This is a genomic window from Marinomonas sp. ATLA20 (assembly GCF_057180105.1).
The window spans coordinates 39,531-56,952 of sequence record NZ_JBXUKU010000008.1 but is presented as its reverse complement, the minus strand read 5'-3'; the positions used below and the strand labels follow the sequence as shown (position 1 = coordinate 56,952).

General features: G+C 44.8%; 15 protein-coding genes and 1 pseudogene. 3 read left to right on the top strand and 13 right to left on the bottom strand.

The window, feature by feature from the left end:
* Positions 1 to 5: 5 nt before the first annotated feature.
* From AC2A4J_RS14180 to AC2A4J_RS14150, 7 genes are all read right to left on the bottom strand, one after another.
* Positions 6 to 980 carry an ABC transporter permease gene (locus tag AC2A4J_RS14180; RefSeq protein WP_484176489.1) on the bottom strand — a complete coding sequence of 325 codons (975 nt, stop codon included), beginning with the start codon at positions 978 to 980 and terminating at the stop codon, positions 6 to 8.
* Positions 981 to 991: 11 nt separating this feature from the next.
* Positions 992 to 2,533 carry a sugar ABC transporter ATP-binding protein gene (locus tag AC2A4J_RS14175; protein WP_484176488.1) on the bottom strand — a complete coding sequence of 514 codons (1,542 nt, stop codon included), beginning with the start codon at positions 2,531 to 2,533 and terminating at the stop codon, positions 992 to 994.
* A 73-nt stretch (positions 2,534 to 2,606) separates the two neighbouring features.
* The gene (locus AC2A4J_RS14170) at positions 2,607 to 3,761 is read right to left on the bottom strand and encodes an ABC transporter substrate-binding protein (protein ID WP_484176487.1); all 1,155 of its coding nucleotides are present in this window, start codon (positions 3,759 to 3,761) and stop codon (positions 2,607 to 2,609) included.
* A 93-nt stretch (positions 3,762 to 3,854) separates the two neighbouring features.
* The gene (locus AC2A4J_RS14165; protein WP_484176486.1) at positions 3,855 to 4,730 is read right to left on the bottom strand and encodes an alpha/beta fold hydrolase; all 876 of its coding nucleotides are present in this window, start codon (positions 4,728 to 4,730) and stop codon (positions 3,855 to 3,857) included.
* A gap of 3 nt (positions 4,731 to 4,733) precedes the next feature.
* Positions 4,734 to 5,114 carry a hypothetical protein gene (locus AC2A4J_RS14160; protein WP_484176485.1) on the bottom strand — a complete coding sequence of 127 codons (381 nt, stop codon included), beginning with the start codon at positions 5,112 to 5,114 and terminating at the stop codon, positions 4,734 to 4,736.
* A gap of 46 nt (positions 5,115 to 5,160) precedes the next feature.
* The gene (locus tag AC2A4J_RS14155) at positions 5,161 to 5,568 is read right to left on the bottom strand and encodes a carboxymuconolactone decarboxylase family protein (protein WP_484176484.1); all 408 of its coding nucleotides are present in this window, start codon (positions 5,566 to 5,568) and stop codon (positions 5,161 to 5,163) included.
* A gap of 21 nt (positions 5,569 to 5,589) precedes the next feature.
* Entirely contained in the window at positions 5,590 to 6,477 is an 888-nt protein-coding gene (locus AC2A4J_RS14150; protein ID WP_484176483.1) for an NAD(P)-dependent oxidoreductase, read from the bottom strand.
* Positions 6,478 to 6,871: 394 nt separating this feature from the next.
* On the opposite strand from AC2A4J_RS14150, the pseudogene AC2A4J_RS14145 reads away from it, so the two are divergent.
* From AC2A4J_RS14145 to AC2A4J_RS14135, 3 genes and pseudogenes are all read left to right on the top strand, one after another.
* Positions 6,872 to 7,093: pseudogene (locus AC2A4J_RS14145) on the top strand (transposase); the annotation flags it as partial.
* A gap of 262 nt (positions 7,094 to 7,355) precedes the next feature.
* Complete coding sequence (locus tag AC2A4J_RS14140) at positions 7,356 to 8,273, top strand: ABC transporter substrate-binding protein (protein WP_484176482.1); 918 nt, start codon at positions 7,356 to 7,358, stop codon at positions 8,271 to 8,273.
* Positions 8,274 to 8,405: 132 nt separating this feature from the next.
* On the top strand, positions 8,406 to 9,350 hold the full coding sequence (locus AC2A4J_RS14135; RefSeq protein WP_255826903.1) for a LysR family transcriptional regulator: 945 nt from the start codon (positions 8,406 to 8,408) through the stop codon (positions 9,348 to 9,350).
* Positions 9,351 to 9,453: 103 nt separating this feature from the next.
* On the opposite strand, the gene AC2A4J_RS14130 is transcribed toward AC2A4J_RS14135, so the two are convergent.
* The 6 genes from AC2A4J_RS14130 to mmsA form a co-directional block, all read right to left on the bottom strand.
* Positions 9,454 to 10,962, bottom strand: coding sequence for an aldehyde dehydrogenase (NADP(+)) (locus tag AC2A4J_RS14130; protein ID WP_484176481.1), 1,509 nt, complete (start codon positions 10,960 to 10,962; stop codon positions 9,454 to 9,456).
* Between the two features lie 170 nt (positions 10,963 to 11,132).
* Positions 11,133 to 12,893 carry an L-arabinonate dehydratase gene (gene araD, locus AC2A4J_RS14125; protein WP_484176480.1) on the bottom strand — a complete coding sequence of 587 codons (1,761 nt, stop codon included), beginning with the start codon at positions 12,891 to 12,893 and terminating at the stop codon, positions 11,133 to 11,135.
* On the bottom strand, positions 12,890 to 13,657 hold the full coding sequence (locus AC2A4J_RS14120; protein ID WP_114411502.1) for an SDR family NAD(P)-dependent oxidoreductase: 768 nt from the start codon (positions 13,655 to 13,657) through the stop codon (positions 12,890 to 12,892). Before AC2A4J_RS14120 ends, araD begins: the two co-directional genes overlap by 4 nt.
* Complete coding sequence (gene araD1 / locus AC2A4J_RS14115; protein ID WP_114411501.1) at positions 13,654 to 14,622, bottom strand: AraD1 family protein; 969 nt, start codon at positions 14,620 to 14,622, stop codon at positions 13,654 to 13,656. Before araD1 ends, AC2A4J_RS14120 begins: the two co-directional genes overlap by 4 nt.
* Positions 14,623 to 14,645: 23 nt before the next feature.
* On the bottom strand, positions 14,646 to 15,845 hold the full coding sequence (gene mmsB, locus AC2A4J_RS14110) for a multiple monosaccharide ABC transporter permease (protein WP_114411500.1): 1,200 nt from the start codon (positions 15,843 to 15,845) through the stop codon (positions 14,646 to 14,648).
* A 13-nt stretch (positions 15,846 to 15,858) separates the two neighbouring features.
* Entirely contained in the window at positions 15,859 to 17,397 is a 1,539-nt protein-coding gene (mmsA, locus tag AC2A4J_RS14105) for a multiple monosaccharide ABC transporter ATP-binding protein (protein WP_484176479.1), read from the bottom strand.
* Positions 17,398 to 17,422 lie beyond the last annotated feature (25 nt).

Sequence of the window (17,422 nt, the reverse complement as noted above, 5' to 3'; positions counted from 1 at the left end):
TATTATTACCCTCTCCAAACATTGGACTTATTCGATATTACGTTTACAAGCAGCGACGCAGCTAAAATGCCGCCATATGCCAGCGAAGTAATGTAACCAGACAAAGACCCAAAGTTGAATGCACCCAGTAAGTAAGTGATTAGGAACATATTCAAAGCACCTAGAAGAGCACCAGTCGCGGTACCTCTACCACCAGACAAGCTAGCTCCCCCTAATACAAGAGCAGTAACAGCTTGAAGTGTGTAGGTTGATCCTTGCGTTGGATCACCTGAAGAGATGAGCGCTGTATAGCTAAGTGCAGCAAAGCCCGCGAAAACGCCACCTAGCGCATAGGCTAAGATACGTACCAAATCTACCCTTACACCAGATGTATAGGCCATTCGCTCATCTGAGCCGACAAGCATTAATTGCTTATAGAATCCAGTGCGTGTAACTAAACCCCAAAGACAAAATGCCAATAGCACCAGAACTAGAATAGGAGATATTATCTGCGGCTCTCCTCCTCCAGACCAAGTAGACATCCATTCAGGCGCAAGTCCTCCAGGCCTTTTCATCACCATTAAATTGACCCCTGTCAAAATCAAAAAGCCAGAAAGGGCAACAATGATTGGTGCTATACGTATGTATGTTACGATTAAAGCCTGAATTATTTGGTACCCAGCTCCCGCAATGACTGCCCAAAAGCAAAATACAATTGGGTTTGTGATACTATTTCCTGATAGCCACGCAATAAGGGTGACATTCAAAAAACTGATTAGTGGCCCAATTGATAAATCAACTGCACCACGTCCCGCCAAAACGATGGGGGTCAAGCTTAATGTAGCTAAAATAAGAGGTGCAGAAACTAATATTGCATTTGAGAAGCCCGAAACAGAAAATAATCTTGGAGCCTGAATCGCAATCGCTAAAAGCAAAACACTAAATAGTACAAGTGGTATTTTTATAGAACCTAGAGATCGAAAAGTTTTCATAATTAACATGGATTTAATACCTATTCGATTTTAATATGTTTTCCTAGCGGCTGCCCAAACATAGCTGCCAACATGGATTCTTCACTTACTGACTGGTAATCAAGTGACCGGAAAATGGCATTCTGATAGAAGACATCTACTCTATCTGCAAAACCTAAAAACTCCTCGATCTCTGAAGACAGATAAACTACCGCTCCTCCAGTTTCTGTAAAGCTTCTAAGTTCTTTATAAAGATCCCTTTTGGTATTCAGATCAACGCCCCTAGCTGGATCATTGAGAACAATGATTTTAGGCTGATCGGCAAAAGCTCTAGATATAAGTACCTTTTGTTGATTTCCACCAGAAAGCGACGTTATTTTGTTCGCTGTATTTCCAGTTTTAATTTTTAGTCTTTGGACTTCATGGCTGAAAGCATTTTTTGCATATTGCTTGTTTACCTTACCAAACCAACCTAAATTTCGGCGGTAAATTCCAAATGCAAAATTATCGAATATGCTGCGTTGTGGGAAAATCCCCTCTTTTTTTCTATCTCCGGAAACCCAAGAAATATGTAAATCAGAGGCGGTCTCCAATCCATTAACTTCTATTGCCTCTCCATTTTCCTTCCGAAAACTTATGGTTCCACTATTTTGTTGGTAAAGCCCAGCAAGTGAACGAGCGAACAAATCTTGTCCATGACCATCAAGTCCAGCCAATCCAACTATGGTTCCAGGCTTTAACTCGAAGTCAAAAGGATGGCTTCCTTCAGTCAACTGGATCGACTTACCTTCTAGAATAGAGTCGATATCCTTACTGTTATCTTCCTTGATATTTGAATTTGGCTGAGCCATTACGGTGCGTTCTGCAGGAGTCATCAATTCTAATAACTTCGTCTCAGTTATTTCAGACTTTTCTAATACACCAACTGGGGCACCGTCTCTAAGAATCGTTGCACGATCTGCGATCTTTACAAGCTCAGCAATACGGTGTGTAACAATTAAAACTGTACAGCCTTCATTTCGAAGTCGATTGATTTCAACATGAAGACGATTTGTGGCATCAAGATCTAAGGCAGCAGATGACTCGTCTAGAATGACTACCTTTGGCTTTCTTAGAATTGCTCGTGCGATCACTATCCACTGCTTTATATTAAGTGGGTAGCTACCGACATCAGCGAACAAATCTATTTCTTGCCCAATACAGCGAGTTAGAAGTTCACTTGCTTCTCGAACCTTCTCCGACTCGTCTTTGCCAACAGACAAAAAGCCTTCTGATCCAACAAACAAGTTATCAAGCACAGACGCCTGATCGGCTACTAACACTTCTTGAAAGATTGTAGATACACCTAGGTTACGCGCTTCTATTGGTGTTGTGATGGTGGTATCTAAGATTTTGACCTCTCCGCTGTCTGGGAGAAGTACACCTGATATGATTTTCGCAAGTGTGCTCTTGCCGCAGCCATTCTCACCAACTATGGCGTGAACTTCACCAGCATAAGCTTCAAAACTGCAATTCGATAAGGCCCGTGTTTCTCCGAAGTTTTTCGAAATGCTTTTTACATTAATTGTTCTTATTTTTGACATAGACAATGATCCTGTGGCCAGAGAGATAAGTAGGTGCGGCGCTGACCGGTATCCGGCCAGCACCTAGATTTACTTAACTTGGATTGTGAAAATATTGCTGTGCAATATCGTCAGGCCACCACTCTGAATCAGAAGGTTGTATCCAGTCAGTAGAATTTAGATCGCAATTCTCTGGAAGTACTTCTTTAACATCTGCTACAGAGTAAGGAAGAACGGGTCTCAGCATGGACTGAACTTTCGGCCCTTGGCCTTGCATTGTACGTAACATCACATCCCAAGCTTGCGACATTTCGCGAGCTGGTGGCCAAATATGGAACGAAGATGAGATCCAATCTGGGTGCTTACGCCAATAGCAAGCTGCTGATGCCTGCCCTCCTAAGGTAATGGGTACCATAGGGCGTCCAGACTGCAGCATTGCATTTAAGACGCCATTTTCCTGAGCAGATTGAGTAAGAATTCCATCTACTTTTCGAGGATTCGTCGCTAGGAACTTCTGGACTTCAGTTTGAGCAACTTGATCCGTCCACCCGCCAGCTAGCTCCCCGATAATTTCGATATCGGAATACTCCAGAAGCGCTTTTTTGGCACCACGATCAAAGCTATCAGAAGAGGCAAAACCTGGAATACCGGATACCATAACAACATTCCCTTTTCCGCCAATTTCTTCAGCTAGCCACTTGCCCATTTTATAACCACCGGACATGTGATTTGCTGCAACATTTATTGCATATGGAGAAGTTACATATCCGGAAAAGGAAAATACTGGAACTCCCTTCGAATAAGCATATTTTATTGTCGAATTCAAAGCCGTTACGTTGGAGCAACAAATGATTATCGCATCCACTCCATCATCAACCATCTGACGCATCTGTTGAATTTGTACAGAATCCCTAAGATCAGATTGAGTTACGACTACTTCGGAAACCAGACCAGCTTCTTTTGCCTTTGGAAACAATTCGTCCATTACTTCGTTCATAATAGACGCTCTCCAAGTATTACCAGCATATGAGGAAGCGTAACCGATTTTCCAAGGTGGTGGATTCTTAGCCTTAAAATCGGCTAGAACCGATTCTTCAAGCGGGATTTGTGAGTCGACCAGTTCATAAATAGCTTTTTCGCTATCTGGTAACAACTCCACCCCGTTAGCTAAAGCAGTTCCTGCACTTAGGCTTAGATAAGTCGCGCTAATTGCAGCAGCAACTAGACTTAGTTTAGAGTGTTTCATCATATTTCCCTCTTTTATTTTTAATATTAGGTTTATGACTTTTCTTTTATTTTTAATATTAGGTTTATGACTTTTCTTTTATTTTTAATATTAGGTTTATGACTTTTCTTTTATTTCAGTAAGTATTGGAAATAGGTATTCTCTGAACTTAGAGTAATCTTCGGTCACAGGAAAGTGACCTAGCTTTTCCATCGCCCAATATTTAGCACCTGGTACTTGATCTGCAAGCTCCTGAGTATCCTGAGGCGATGTATTAGGGTCATACTCACCTGTAAGCATATAGAGCATACATTTGTCGGTATCTATGGCTCTAGCTTCCTCTTCCGACATATTATGATCGTAGTAGTAGTAGTAAAGATCGCCTGCGAAGACGCCTGGACCTCCACAGCTGTATTCCCACTGGATTTCGCGAACATTCTCTTCAGGAGTGTACGGAGAAATATTCAACATCATCGCAGCACCTACAGATGTGCGGTTTACGTTCGGGTTATCGAACTCTTTCCTGATGCCTGCCATACCAACATTCACGTATTCCTCTGCCGATCTCAAAGCGCCTTCTACAGCAATTGTTGCTCTGTATGAATCAGGGAAATTTGAAGCCAAATCACATGCAAGGTGACCGCCCATGGAACTACCCATGTACACGGGTCTTTCTAGCCCTAAAGCTTCAGACAAGGCGTTGGGATAAGCCATCATTCTGTCTTTTGTCATGTTATATTCTTGCTCCCACCAGCGAACACCATATGGTGGAAGAGATTTACCATGATAAGGTAGGTCAAAAGCGATAACACGAAAGTGCTTTGTCACTTCTTCATCGCACAACATGTGGCGATACTGTCGACCATCTGAGCCTGCTGTATGGCCTACAATCAGAGGGATACCTTGCCCTGCTTCTTCGTAGTAGACTCGGTACTCAATACCTTCCACAGTTAAGTAAACGTAACGTCCAGTAATTGGATCATGCTTAGCCATGACTTAGACCTCCTGACTGTTAAGATGACGAAGTAGTGATGTCATACGATTTAAGGCGGGTAAATATGCAAATGTTTCGTTGGCTACGTTGATACGCATACCATGTTTAACCGCTGCTGACTGAATACACTGGTAAAACGGCTTCGGTTTAACTTCCAGAAGCGCCAACCATTGATCCTTAGTGCCGCCAACGATAACTTTTGCCTCTTCATCTGCAACATTCCCCCCGTCCACGACTTCAACGAGCTCCCCATCATCGAAGATCAATGCCCATGCATGTGAATCAAAATCGATTTTAATCATTCCTGTCAGATATCGAGTTTCTCTCTTAAACTCAAAATCATTTTTTGCAAGATCGAAAAAAGTTTCTTTGTTTACTTTCATAACAAACCTCTTTTTATTTTTATTTTGTGCTTACTAGGAGTGATTTTTACTCTGCAAGCTCGTCAATAACTGGTTGGGCGCTACGGAAACTATCTATGGCAGCTGGCACTCCGCAGTAGATTGCAACCTGCAAAAATACTTCTGTTATCTCGTCTTGCGTCAAACCATTGTTCAATGCGCCTCTTACATGCGTTTTTAGCTCATGTTGGCGGTTTAGGGCAGAAATCATACCGAGATTAAGAATAGATCTTTCTCTACGACTCAAACCAGGGCGATTCCAAATAGTATCCCAGCAATATTCGGTTACAAGTTTTTGCATCGGCGCGCTAAAGTCAGTTGCGTTGCCCAGTGATGCATCTACATATTTATCACCTAGAACTTCCTTTCGAGTCTTAAGTCCTCTAGCGAATGATTCACTATTATTTTCTTCTAAAAGTTCACTTTTGATACTCATCGTTATAACCCTCTATTTTTTTTAGTTCTTCGAATTTGAGCTTGTGGTTACAAATTCGAACATACGAGTGTGATCAGCTGCACCACCAACTTCTTTGGATGCTTGCTTCCACATTAAATCTGTTTCTTCCAGGTTTTTTAGATTCAAGTTCAGACTTTTCGCTAAATCTGCCGCTATGCCGATATCTTTTGACATCAAACCTAAAGCAAATCCCGACGAAAAAGCTTCGTTGAGGATGAATTGCTTCATTTTCACTTCAGTGGCATTGTTTTTTCCTGATGATGCATTTAGCACGTCAACTATTGTCTCGGCCTCCAGACCAAACCCTGTTCCTAATCGAACAGCCTCACTGGCCGCTACAACACCAGCGCCAGAAACATAGTTATTGATTGATTTCATAGCGTGACCAGCACCTACGGCACCACAGGAAAAGACTTTTGATGAAATGGCTTCAAGGACAGGCTTCGATGATTCGATATCTTCGTTGCTCCCACCTGCCATAACAGTGAGAGTACCTTCGATTGCTCGTTTTACTCCCCCTGATACCGGGGCATCTACTACGTGTAAATGAGCTCCAACAATTTCTGATAGCTGGCGAGTCTGCATCGGTGCAGAGGAACTCATTTCTAGAAGCAAAGCGCCCTTATTTGCGGATAAAAAGCGATCATTAGAAACCAATACGTCTTGCACGATGTCTCCGTTAGGCAACATCGTTACGATACAATCGGAATCGCGAATAGCGTCATCTAAAGACTCAGAAACTATCAGACCTGATTTACTAGCCTCTAAACGTGCTTCTTTTGAAGCATCGTATCCAATTACCTTGAAGCCAGCTGCCTGCAAGTTTTTAGCCATAGGACGGCCCATCTGCCCAAGCCCGATAAAAGATACTGTTTTTATTCTATTCATTGTGCACCTCTTTTTCTTTAAAAATGACACATTGTCATACAATATGTCAAAATATATTATTTCTTTTTTTTGGGATAAGCAAGCTATTGGCAAAACGTTAAGTTATTAGACTGTGGTCATATCCATGGATATTGCGATTTAGCCCCTTCACCTAGGAGAACCAGTAACTTTCACCCGGTCGAGTTTTAGAGGAGTCACCTGCTCATGTTAGCTGATATCACGTTCAATCAAATGTGCAGCAAGATGCGAAAGAGATCTTCCTATCTAAAATGGATAAATTGGACACAGAACACGTCCACAAAGCGCGATGCTACGGATACAGCTGGAAGCTTTTCAGGAAATTTTTCCGCATAAATATTGTAGTGGTATAGTTAATTTGGCCATCTAATTAGAGGTGCTAGAATGCATCAATAAACAATTAGGTAATAACTTGAGTAAAAAACCAAAACATAATTTTAACCCTGAATTTCGACTAGAAGCAGCATAGCTAGTCCTTAACCAACATTACATCGTTCGAGAAGCCGCTAAAGCGATGAATGTGGATCATTCAATGACGGATAAATGGGTGCGGCAAGAACGAGACGGGGAAAGCCCTAAGGCGACTCCGATGACGCCCTAAAAGTTAAAGATACGAGAGCTTAAAAAGCGTACTCAAGACTTCGAGATAGAAAAAAACAATCTAAAAAAGGCTACGGCTTTCTTGATTTTTAGGCCTCCTGCTTACTACTTGAGCATAGAGAAGGCCCAAAAAAAACATCAAACTATAATGTCACCGCACAACAATGAATAAGACATTAACCACTACATCCCTATTGCGTAATTTATGCCTAGCTGGGACTGTGGCATTTACCGCTTTAAACGGCAGGGCCACATTCGCAATGGATGAAGTAAAGTTTCAGCTCGATTGGTTACCTGGAGGCGACAAAGCGCCTGTTTATGTAGGTCTTAAAAAAGGCTTTTTTAAAGAAGTTGATATAGACGTGAACGTTGCCAGCGGCCGAGGTTCAACCGACGCGATCAGCAAACTCGCCACCGGTAATGCCGACATGGGCTTATCTGACTTGGTCGCTTTATTAATGGCAAAAGCACAAAATGATGTGCCGGTATCAGCGGTGTATTCTGTTTTTAGCAAAGCGCCTCATGCTTTCTTTGTACCTGCTGATTCAGACATTAAAAGCGTCAAAGACGTCGCAGGAAAACGCATAGCCACCTCGCCTTATACGTCTTCAAATGTTTTTTTACCCTTATTGTTAGAAGTGAATAACGTTGATCCAGACAGTATCAAATTGGTCAAAGCAGACGCTGGTGCGCTAAACCCAATGTTACTTTCTGGTAACACTGACGTGGTTATTTCATGGATAACCGATACGGTAATTTATCAGCAACAAGCCAAAAGCGCCGGTCAAACTTTGCGAGTATTGCCATGGTACGATGCAGGCTTAGAGTTCTACTCGACCTCAGTCATTGCCTCTGACCGCTTTATTAATCAACACCCAGATACAGTCAAACGCTTCATTGAAGCTTACAAAAAAGCCATTGCATACACTTGGGAGCACCCAGAAGAAAGCGGACAAATCGTTCATGACATAGTGCCAGAAGTTGATGCTAGCACTGCAACAGATACGATTAACTCCATAAAATCCTTGGTATATAACGCCGTCAGTGATCAAGACGGCTACGGTGCATTCACCCAAGAAAGACTCGCTACCACATGGAAATGGACTGCCGAAGCACAAGACATTGCCGTCGACAGTTTTGACCCTGAAAGCGCCGTTAATCGTCAGTTTCAGCCTTAAATAACCATCATGAGCTTGTAAAAGAGAAATGCTAAAAAAGCCCATTTATTTGGGCTTTTTTATTGCTATTAGACGCAAATAGCTTCTATTTAGAGTAAGATATCTTCATTAAAAACAATAACAGAGGTCGATATGGACATAGGTCTGGCCAAGCATTTAAAACTCAATCAACTGCGTTTAATTTCGGTTATTTCCGAGCATGGTCAATTGGGCATTGCCGCCGATGAAATGGCAATGACACAACCTGCTGCGTCACGCATGTTGAGTGAAATTGAACAAACAATCGGTACACGTTTATTTATTCGTCACGCCAAAGGCATGGAACCAACCTTAGTTGGTCAAGCTGTGGCACGTCGAGCGCATAACCTCTTGGTTGAGTTACGCGATCTTGCCCGTGAAGTGGATGAGCTAAAAGAAGGCGGCGGTGGAACCACCGCCATTGGCGCGGTAACAGGTGCGGCCGTCGGTTTTGTCATTCCCGCTATTCAGCAACTGCGTGCTATCGCACCCAAAGCAGAAATTGATATTAACGTCGATACCAGTGATGTTTTGGTGCGCGATTTAGTCGCTGGACACAATGACTTCGTGCTTGCCCGTATTCCCAAGCAATACGACGCCAACGAATTTGAGATTTACCCAGCGCGCACAGAATCGGTCAATTTATTAGTTCGTAAAGACCATCCATTAGCTCACTTAGATGTCGTCAAAGTAAAAGATTTAGCTCATTTTGAATGGGTCATGCAATCGCACCGCGCCCCCATACGCGAAGCGGTTGAAGCCGCTTTTATGGAAGAACGCGCCGAATTGCCATTAAGTATCACCAACAGCACGTCATTATTGGCATTGATCGCGATTCTAGTTTCTTCTAACGCCATTGCACCTATGGCAAGAGAAGTGAGCGACTTGTTGGTTGGTCATAAAGTAAAAGCCGATTTAAAAACGCTTAAACTAGACCGAAAAATAATCATGAGTCCTTATTATTTATTGCAAATGCGTGGTCGCCAATTATCGCCTCTTGCCAATCAGCTCAAGCGTTTAGTGCTTGCCGAGCTGGAACAAAAGCCAGCGAACACGTAACCCTTAGTGATTAACTTGACCAAGAAGCAAAAAAAAGCGAGTCGGTTGATTTAACAACCGAACTCGCTTAATAACCCGCCTTGGGATATTTAATTCATCACCACTAGCCTGCTAAATCTTTTGGCAACAGAGCTTTTGGAATATTTTGATAACACACTGGGCGCAAGAAGCGACGAATCGACAAGGTGCCAACTGAGGTTGCACCGAAGTTTGTCGACGCCGGATACGGCCCGCCATGTACCATGGTATCGTTCACTTCAACACCTGTTGGGAAACCATTCGCTAGCAAACGACCCGCTTTGCGCTCCAACACTGGTAGAAGTTTCTGACACGCGGCATGATCGCCTTCATCAAGATGAATAGTACACGTCAACTGACCTTCCAAATGACGAGCCAACTCGACCATCTGCTCGACGCTTTCCGCCAGAACCACCAAACCAAGAGGCCCAAATACTTCTTGATGAAGTGTTGGATGATCTAGCCATGTTTGACCCGTTACCGTGAACAAGTTTGGTAATGCCGTTCTATCTGTTGTGTCTGCGCTGCGAACAACAGACTCAATACCCGTTTTTTCGATTGCCGCCACGCCAGAACGATACGCATCAGCAATGCCATCTGTCAGCATGGTTTGCGCAGAGATCTCAGATAGAGCTGCACTCGCCGCTGCAATCATGGTTTTTGAATCTGCGTTATCCAACATCACCGCAATACCAGGGTTAGTACAGAACTGCCCTGCGCCCATAGTCAATGAACCCGCCCAGCCTTTACCTAACTCTGCCGCTCGATTTTTAACCGCTTCTGGCATCACAAACATTGGGTTCACAGAACCCAGCTCACCAAAGAAAGGAATTGGTTCTGGACGTGCTGCACACAAATCAAACAAGGCACGACCACCAGCTAAACTGCCAGTAAAGCCAACCGCTTTAATAAGCGGGTGTTGTACTAACGCTTGACCAACTTGGCGATTACCGCCTTGAATCAAGGAGAAAACACCCGCTGGCATCTTGCAACGTTTCATCGCCACTTCAACTGCTTGAGCAACAAGCTCGCCTGTTCCCGGATGAGCAGAATGCCCTTTCACCACAACTGGACAACCCGCCGCGAGAGCCGCCGCCGTATCGCCACCTGCCGTTGAAAACGCCAACGGAAAGTTAGACGCACCAAACACTGCAACAGGACCAATCGGACGCTGCACCATGTACATATCAGGACGTGGCAACGGTGCGCGATCAGGCAAGGCTTCATCAAAACGACGATCCAAGTATTCGCCCGATAAAATACGCTCAGCAAATAAACGCAGCTGACCTGTTGTACGACCGCGTTCGCCTTGCAAACGTGCTGCTGGCAAACCTGTTTCCTGTACACCGATCTCTGTAATTTGATCGCCTAGCACATCAATTTCATCAGCAATCGCATTTAGAAAAGCCGCGCGATCTTCACGAGTGGAATAACCAAATTCTTCAAACGCCGCTTCGGCGGCTTCTACCGCTGCGTCTACATCAGACACGCGACCAACGGCAAATTCATGAGAAGATCCTGTAGCAGGCGTTGAAGAAAATGTTGCGTCGCCCTTTACCCATTTACCGGCAATAAAATGCTGTCCCGTTAACATACTCACTCCTCTCTTTAATAAATGAAATTCAATGCATTAAGTTAAACGCTGAAGTTGCCTAGCGATGGCGAGCATCAAGCCCAAGGATGGGCGTTACGCCCCTCGCGGACAGGGATGTCCGTTGGGGCGGTGCTGCCATCACAAGGCAGGGTCAGACTTAAAAACTTAATTTAATGGCTATCTTTTGGTACCGCAGCGCCTCGACAACCTTTTAGGAAGTCAAAATCGGCACCCGTATCGGCACCCTGTACGTGGTCATGGAATAATTTGATGTAACCACTTTTTGGTGGTTCCAAGTGACTTTTCCAGTTCGCTAAACGTGTTGCCATTTCTTCATCCGAAATGTCTACATGAAGACGACGATTTTCTACGTCTAGTTCAATCATGTCGCCATTTTGAATCACAGCCAATGGCCCACCCGCAGCGGCTTCTGGCGTAGTATGCAACACCACAGTGCCATAGGCGGTTCCTGACATACGAGCATCAGAAATGCGCACCATGTCTTTGATGCCCTTACGCAGCACTTTTGGTGGCAAGCCCATATTGCCTACTTCCGCCATGCCTGGGTAACCTTTTGGCCCACAGTTTTTTAGTACCATGACGCAGTTTTCATCGATGTCCAAGGCTTCATCATTGATCTTAGCTTTGTAGTCATCAATGTCTTCAAACACCACAGCACGGCCACGGTGCTGCAATAAATGCGCCGACGCTGCGGAAGGTTTCAATACCGCTCCTTGTGGCGCAAGGTTGCCTTTCAATACAACAATACCGCCCTTTTGTGTCAGTGCTTTTTCAACGGGCAAAATAACATCTGGATTCCAGTTACGAACCTCTTTTACTTCTTCCCAAATGGATTCACCAGACACGGTAATGGCGTTTTTATGCAGTTTGCCCGCTTCTGCCAAATGCTTGATTACCACAGGCAAGCCGCCTGCGTAGAAGAACTCTTCCATCAAGTATTTGCCCGATGGCATCAAGTTCACAATTGTGGCAATTTCTTGGCCCAATTTATCCCAATCGTCTAGGCTTAAATCCACACCAACACGACCAGCAATAGCCAATAAGTGAATCACGGCATTAGTGGAGCCACCAATTGCGCCATTAACACGAATCGCATTTTCAAACGCTTGTCGAGTTAAAATGTCAGACGGTTTCAAATCGTCTTTCACCATATCAACAATACGACGACCAGTAAGGTGCGCCATCACTCGACGTCGGCTATCTACCGCCGGAATTGCTGCGTTACCAGATAACGCCATGCCCAAGGCTTCGGCCATCGATGCCATGGTGCTAGCGGTTCCCATGGTGTTACAACCACCAGCAGAGCGAGACATAGATTGCTCAGCTTCAAGGAAATCTTCTTGCGTCATCTTGCCAGCTTTAATGTCTTCCGACATTTGCCACAAGGCTGTGCCGGAGCCCACACGCTCGCCTCTGAAATAGCCATTCAACATTGGGCCACCAGATACGACAATCGATGGAATATCGACACTACACGCGCCCATAAGCAGCGCTGGAGTAGTTTTGTCACATCCTGCCAACAAGACAACACCGTCGAGCGGATTCGCACGCAAGGCTTCTTCCACGTCCATGGCCGCCATGTTGCGATACATCATAGCCGTCGGACGAAGTGAGCTTTCACCCACAGAAAACACAGGAAATTCCAGTGGCAAACCACCCGCCTCATAAATACCATGCTTCACTCGATCAGCAAGATCGCGAAGATGGGCGTTACAAGGTGTTAGCTGCGACCAAGTATTACAAATACCAATTACTGGACGGCCATCAAACAAGTCCGCCGGTAAGCCTTGGTTTTTCATCCAGCTGCGATGGTAAATGTGATCACGTGATGTCCCACCAAACCATTCAGTGGAACGTAATTTACGCGGCCATGTTTTTGGTACGAACGTGCTTTTCTTAGAATCACTCATACCCAACCTCCATCAACAATAAAGTTCTGCGCCGAGCACATTGCCGCCGCATCGGACCCTAAGAACAACGCCATGTTGGCGATGTGTTCGGGAAGCACTTTGCCTGCTAGGCATTGGCTTTGTTTAATCTTTTCTTCTGCAGCATCATCAACCCACATGCGCAGCTGTTTTTCTGTCATCACCCAACCCGGCACCAAAGTATTCACTCGAATACCTGCACCACCTAAATCACGGGCAAGAGAGCGAGTTAAACCATGGGTCGCGGCTTTGCTCGTACCATAAGTTGGGTAGCCTGCTGTCGGCATCATCCAGCCCACAGAACCAAAATTGATAATCGAGCCACCACCCAGTTTGCGCATCATTGGCGCGACAGCTTGCGCTGCGAACATAGCGTGCTTGATGTTCACACCAACTAATTCATCGAAACGCTCTTCGGTCAGCGATTCCAAAGAATGACGCACATCGTTGGCCGCGTTATTCATCAATACTGAAATTGGGCCAAAAACCTCTGCAGCCGCACGGATTTTGCTTTGATAATCTTGGATATCGGTGATGTCACACACGTCAAAGCGCACTTCGTAGCCTTCTTTGGTAAGACGTTTAGCAAGCGCAGAGCCGGCTTTTTCATCCAAATCCACAAAGGCCGTTTTTGCACCTTGTTTGGCATAGGCTTCAACAATGGCGGCACCGATACCTGTCGCACCACCAGAGATAAACACAGAACGATCTTTTAAGTCGGGGTAAACGGCCATTGGCTTTTTCATAGCACGTCTACCTCAGTGGATAACTCTGCTTCTTTCGCCAAGGCGTTACGTAATGGCAAACCAAAAGTAGGAGAGGAAATTTCAAATACATCGCCTTCTTTAGCCTGAACACCATCTGCAAACGACAAGGTCGCTGTGCCAAACATATGCACATGCAGATCGCCTGGTTGGCGGAAAATAGAGTATTTAAAATGATGGTGTTCTAGGTTCTTAAAGGTGTGTGACATATTGTCCTCACCAGATAAAAAGCCTTTCTCCCAAAGCGTTTTCTCGCCACGTTCTATACGTGAATGACCATCAATGTGCATTGGCAATTCGCCCACGAGCAATTCTGGACCAAACGACGCTGGACGCAATTTTGAATGAGCCAAATACAAATAGTTCTGGCGCTCTGTCACGTGATCGGAGAATTCATTCGCCAAGGTATACCCAAGACGATGCACTTTGCCGTCATCACCCACCAAGTAAAAACCAGCGATTTCAGGCTCTTCACCGCCATCTAATGCAAAGGATGGTGAAGGCAAAGCATCACCCGGCGCAACCACGCCAGCGCCATTGCCTTTATAAAACCATTCTGGCTGTACACCCTCTTCACCGTCTTTTGGCTTGCCGCCTTCAACGCCCATTTGGAAGATCTTCATCGAATCCGTTAGCTCTTCACTTTTTGCATGCATGGCGTTTCGCGTTGCAGCAGAGCCTAAATGAGTCAAACCCGTTCCAGTTAAATACATATGTGCAGGATCTGGATGGCGTACAGGACAATCTAATTGGTTTTTGTTAGCAAGTTCGGCCAAATTGACCGCCTCACCTAGACCATGTTTCTCGATAATAGACTTCAGCGGCACGCCATTTTTAACGGCTTCTTTTGCGAGCTCATAAACACTCGATGCATGAAGAACAAGGTGTGCTTCATTGCCTTCACGACAGACCACACCACCTTGTTTAATTTGAGATAAAAACAACATAAATCACTCCTTAACCCGCGTTCTTAGCGCGCTTTTTGTTTGTTGTAGACGTCGAAGATAACCGCTGCAAGCAAGACCAAACCTTTGATAACTTGCTGCCAATCAATCCCAATACCTAAAATCGACATCCCGTTGTTCATTACACCCATGATGAAGGCACCAATCACCGCACCGATGATTTTACCGACACCACCTGTCATGGACGCACCACCGATAAAGACAGCGGCAATAACATCTAGCTCCATAGCGAAACCGGCTTTTGGCGTCGCTGTATTTAAGCGCGCGGCAAAGATCAAACCAGCCAATGCGGCCAACATGCCCATATTGGCAAAAGTCAAAAAGGTTAAGCGTTCTGTATTAATACCTGAAAGCTTCGCGGCTTTTACGTTGCCACCCAAAGCATAGATGCGACGACCAATTGTGGTGCTGTTGGTTAAGAATGTATAAACCGCGATCAATACAGCCATTGTCATTAAAACGTTTGGCAAACCACGGTAAGTACTTAATAGGTAAGACAAATAAATAATAGCGATGGCAACCAAGGCATTTTTTACGATAAAGAAAGAGAAAGGCTCATCTTGAATACCGTATTTTAATGCTCTAGATCGGCTACGTGCCGCCAAAAAGACAATAGAGCTCGCTGCTAATACGCCTAATACAAGCGCAGTGACATTTGGACGACCCACACCAAATACATCAGGGATAAATCCTGTACTTAATAGCTGAAAACTTTTCGGAAAAGGACCAACAGATTGACCTTCTAGTAACGCCAATGTCAAACCACGGAATACAAGCATGCCCGCTAAGGTCACGATAAAAGCCGGAATTTTCCAATAGGCAATCCAATAGCCTTGTAGGCCACCAATGATCAAGCCAACAACAAGACACACAGGCACAACCAGAATCGTTGGCAAGTCATAGTTAACCGACATCACCGCAGCCAATGCCCCAATGAAGCCTGCCACAGAGCCAACCGACAAATCGATATGACCAGCGACGATAACCAGCAACATGCCAATCGCCATGATGATGATGTAGCTGTTTTGTAGGAATAAGTTAGTTAAGTTAACCGGACGCATCAGAGTGCCATCGGTCAAAAATTGAAACATGCCCATGATCACAACCAGTGCGATCAACATACCGTAATCACGCATATGCGACTTCAAGTAGCTGGTAACAGAAGGTGCCGATTGGACCACTGTAGAGGTTTCTTTTGTTGTCATTATTATTACTCCGTTACGCTTTCACTATCATTGACATGATTTTTTCTTGGCTCGCATTCGTTTTGTCTAACTCACCAACAAAACGGCCTTCGTTCATCACGTAAATACGATCACACATGCCAAGCAACTCTGGCATCTCTGAAGAAATCATCACCACACCTTTGCCATCATCGGCAAGTTCATTGATGATGCTGTAAATTTCAAATTTGGCACCCACGTCAATACCGCGAGTTGGTTCGTCCAGAATCAGCACATCTGGCTGGGAATAAAGCCACTTACTCAACACTACTTTTTGTTGATTCCCCCCAGACAAGTTCATCACTTTCTGAAACACACTTGGTGTACGAATATTGAGTGCTTTGCGGTAATCTTCAGACACTTGGCGCTCGATGTTTTCATCAATCACGCCATTTGAGGAAACACGATCTAGGTTTGCTAAGGTGGTGTTGGTTTGAATGGTTTCTTCAAGAATCAAACCCAATTCTTTACGGTCTTCCGTTACGTATGCCAAACCACTTTTTATCGCTTTAGGTACCGTGGATAAATCGGCGACATCGCCACGTAAGCGCACTTCACCTTGGACATTTTTACCGTAACTTTGTCCAAATAGGCTCATTGCTAATTCTGTTCGACCCGATCCCATCAAGCCCGCAATACCAACAATTTCACCGGCATGCACATTGAAGGCGATGTCATGAATTATTTGACGGTCTACTGCTTCAGGATGCCAAACATTCCAATTGCTGACCTCCAACAAGGTTTTCCCTAAGTGACCTTCTTCGGTCGGGTTCTTTCTTGCTGGGTAGCGGTGTGCCATATCGCGGCCAACCATGTCGCGAATAATGTCTTCTTCACTGATGCTTTGCGCACGACAATCTAACGTGGAGACTGAGGCACCGTCACGGATGACTGTGATACTGTCTGCTACACGGCTGATTTCATTTAATTTGTGGGTAATCAGGATGGAGGAAATACCCTGAGCTTTAAATTCCAGCAATAGATCAAGCAGCTTAGCGCTGTCGTTCTCTTGCAGCGCAGCCGTTGGCTCATCCAGAATCAACAACTTCACATCTTTAGCAAGGGCCTTGGCAATCTCAACAAGTTGCTGCTTGCCTACACCTAATTGCCCAACTAAAGTGGAGGGAGACTCTCTTAAACCAACTTTTGCTAATAACTCTTGTGTACGAGAATAGGTTTTTGGCCAATTGATGACGCCACCTTCAACATTCTCATTACCTAAAAATAGATTCTCAGCGATCGATAAAAGCGGCACGAGCGCTAGCTCTTGGTGAATAATGATGATGCCTTTCTCTTCGCTGTCCGTTATGCCAGTAAATGCAACGGTTTCATCATTAAACAGAATATCGCCTTCATAACTTCCATGTGGATAAACGCCACTCAGCACTTTCATGAGAGTCGATTTACCCGCGCCATTTTCACCCACTAAGGCGTGGATCTCGCCAGCACGAACTTTCAGGTTCACAGCGTCGAGGGCTTTTACTCCAGGAAACGTCTTGGTAATGCTGCGCATTTCCAAAATAATATTTTCCATAAAACATCCCATTAGCGAGCGCGTC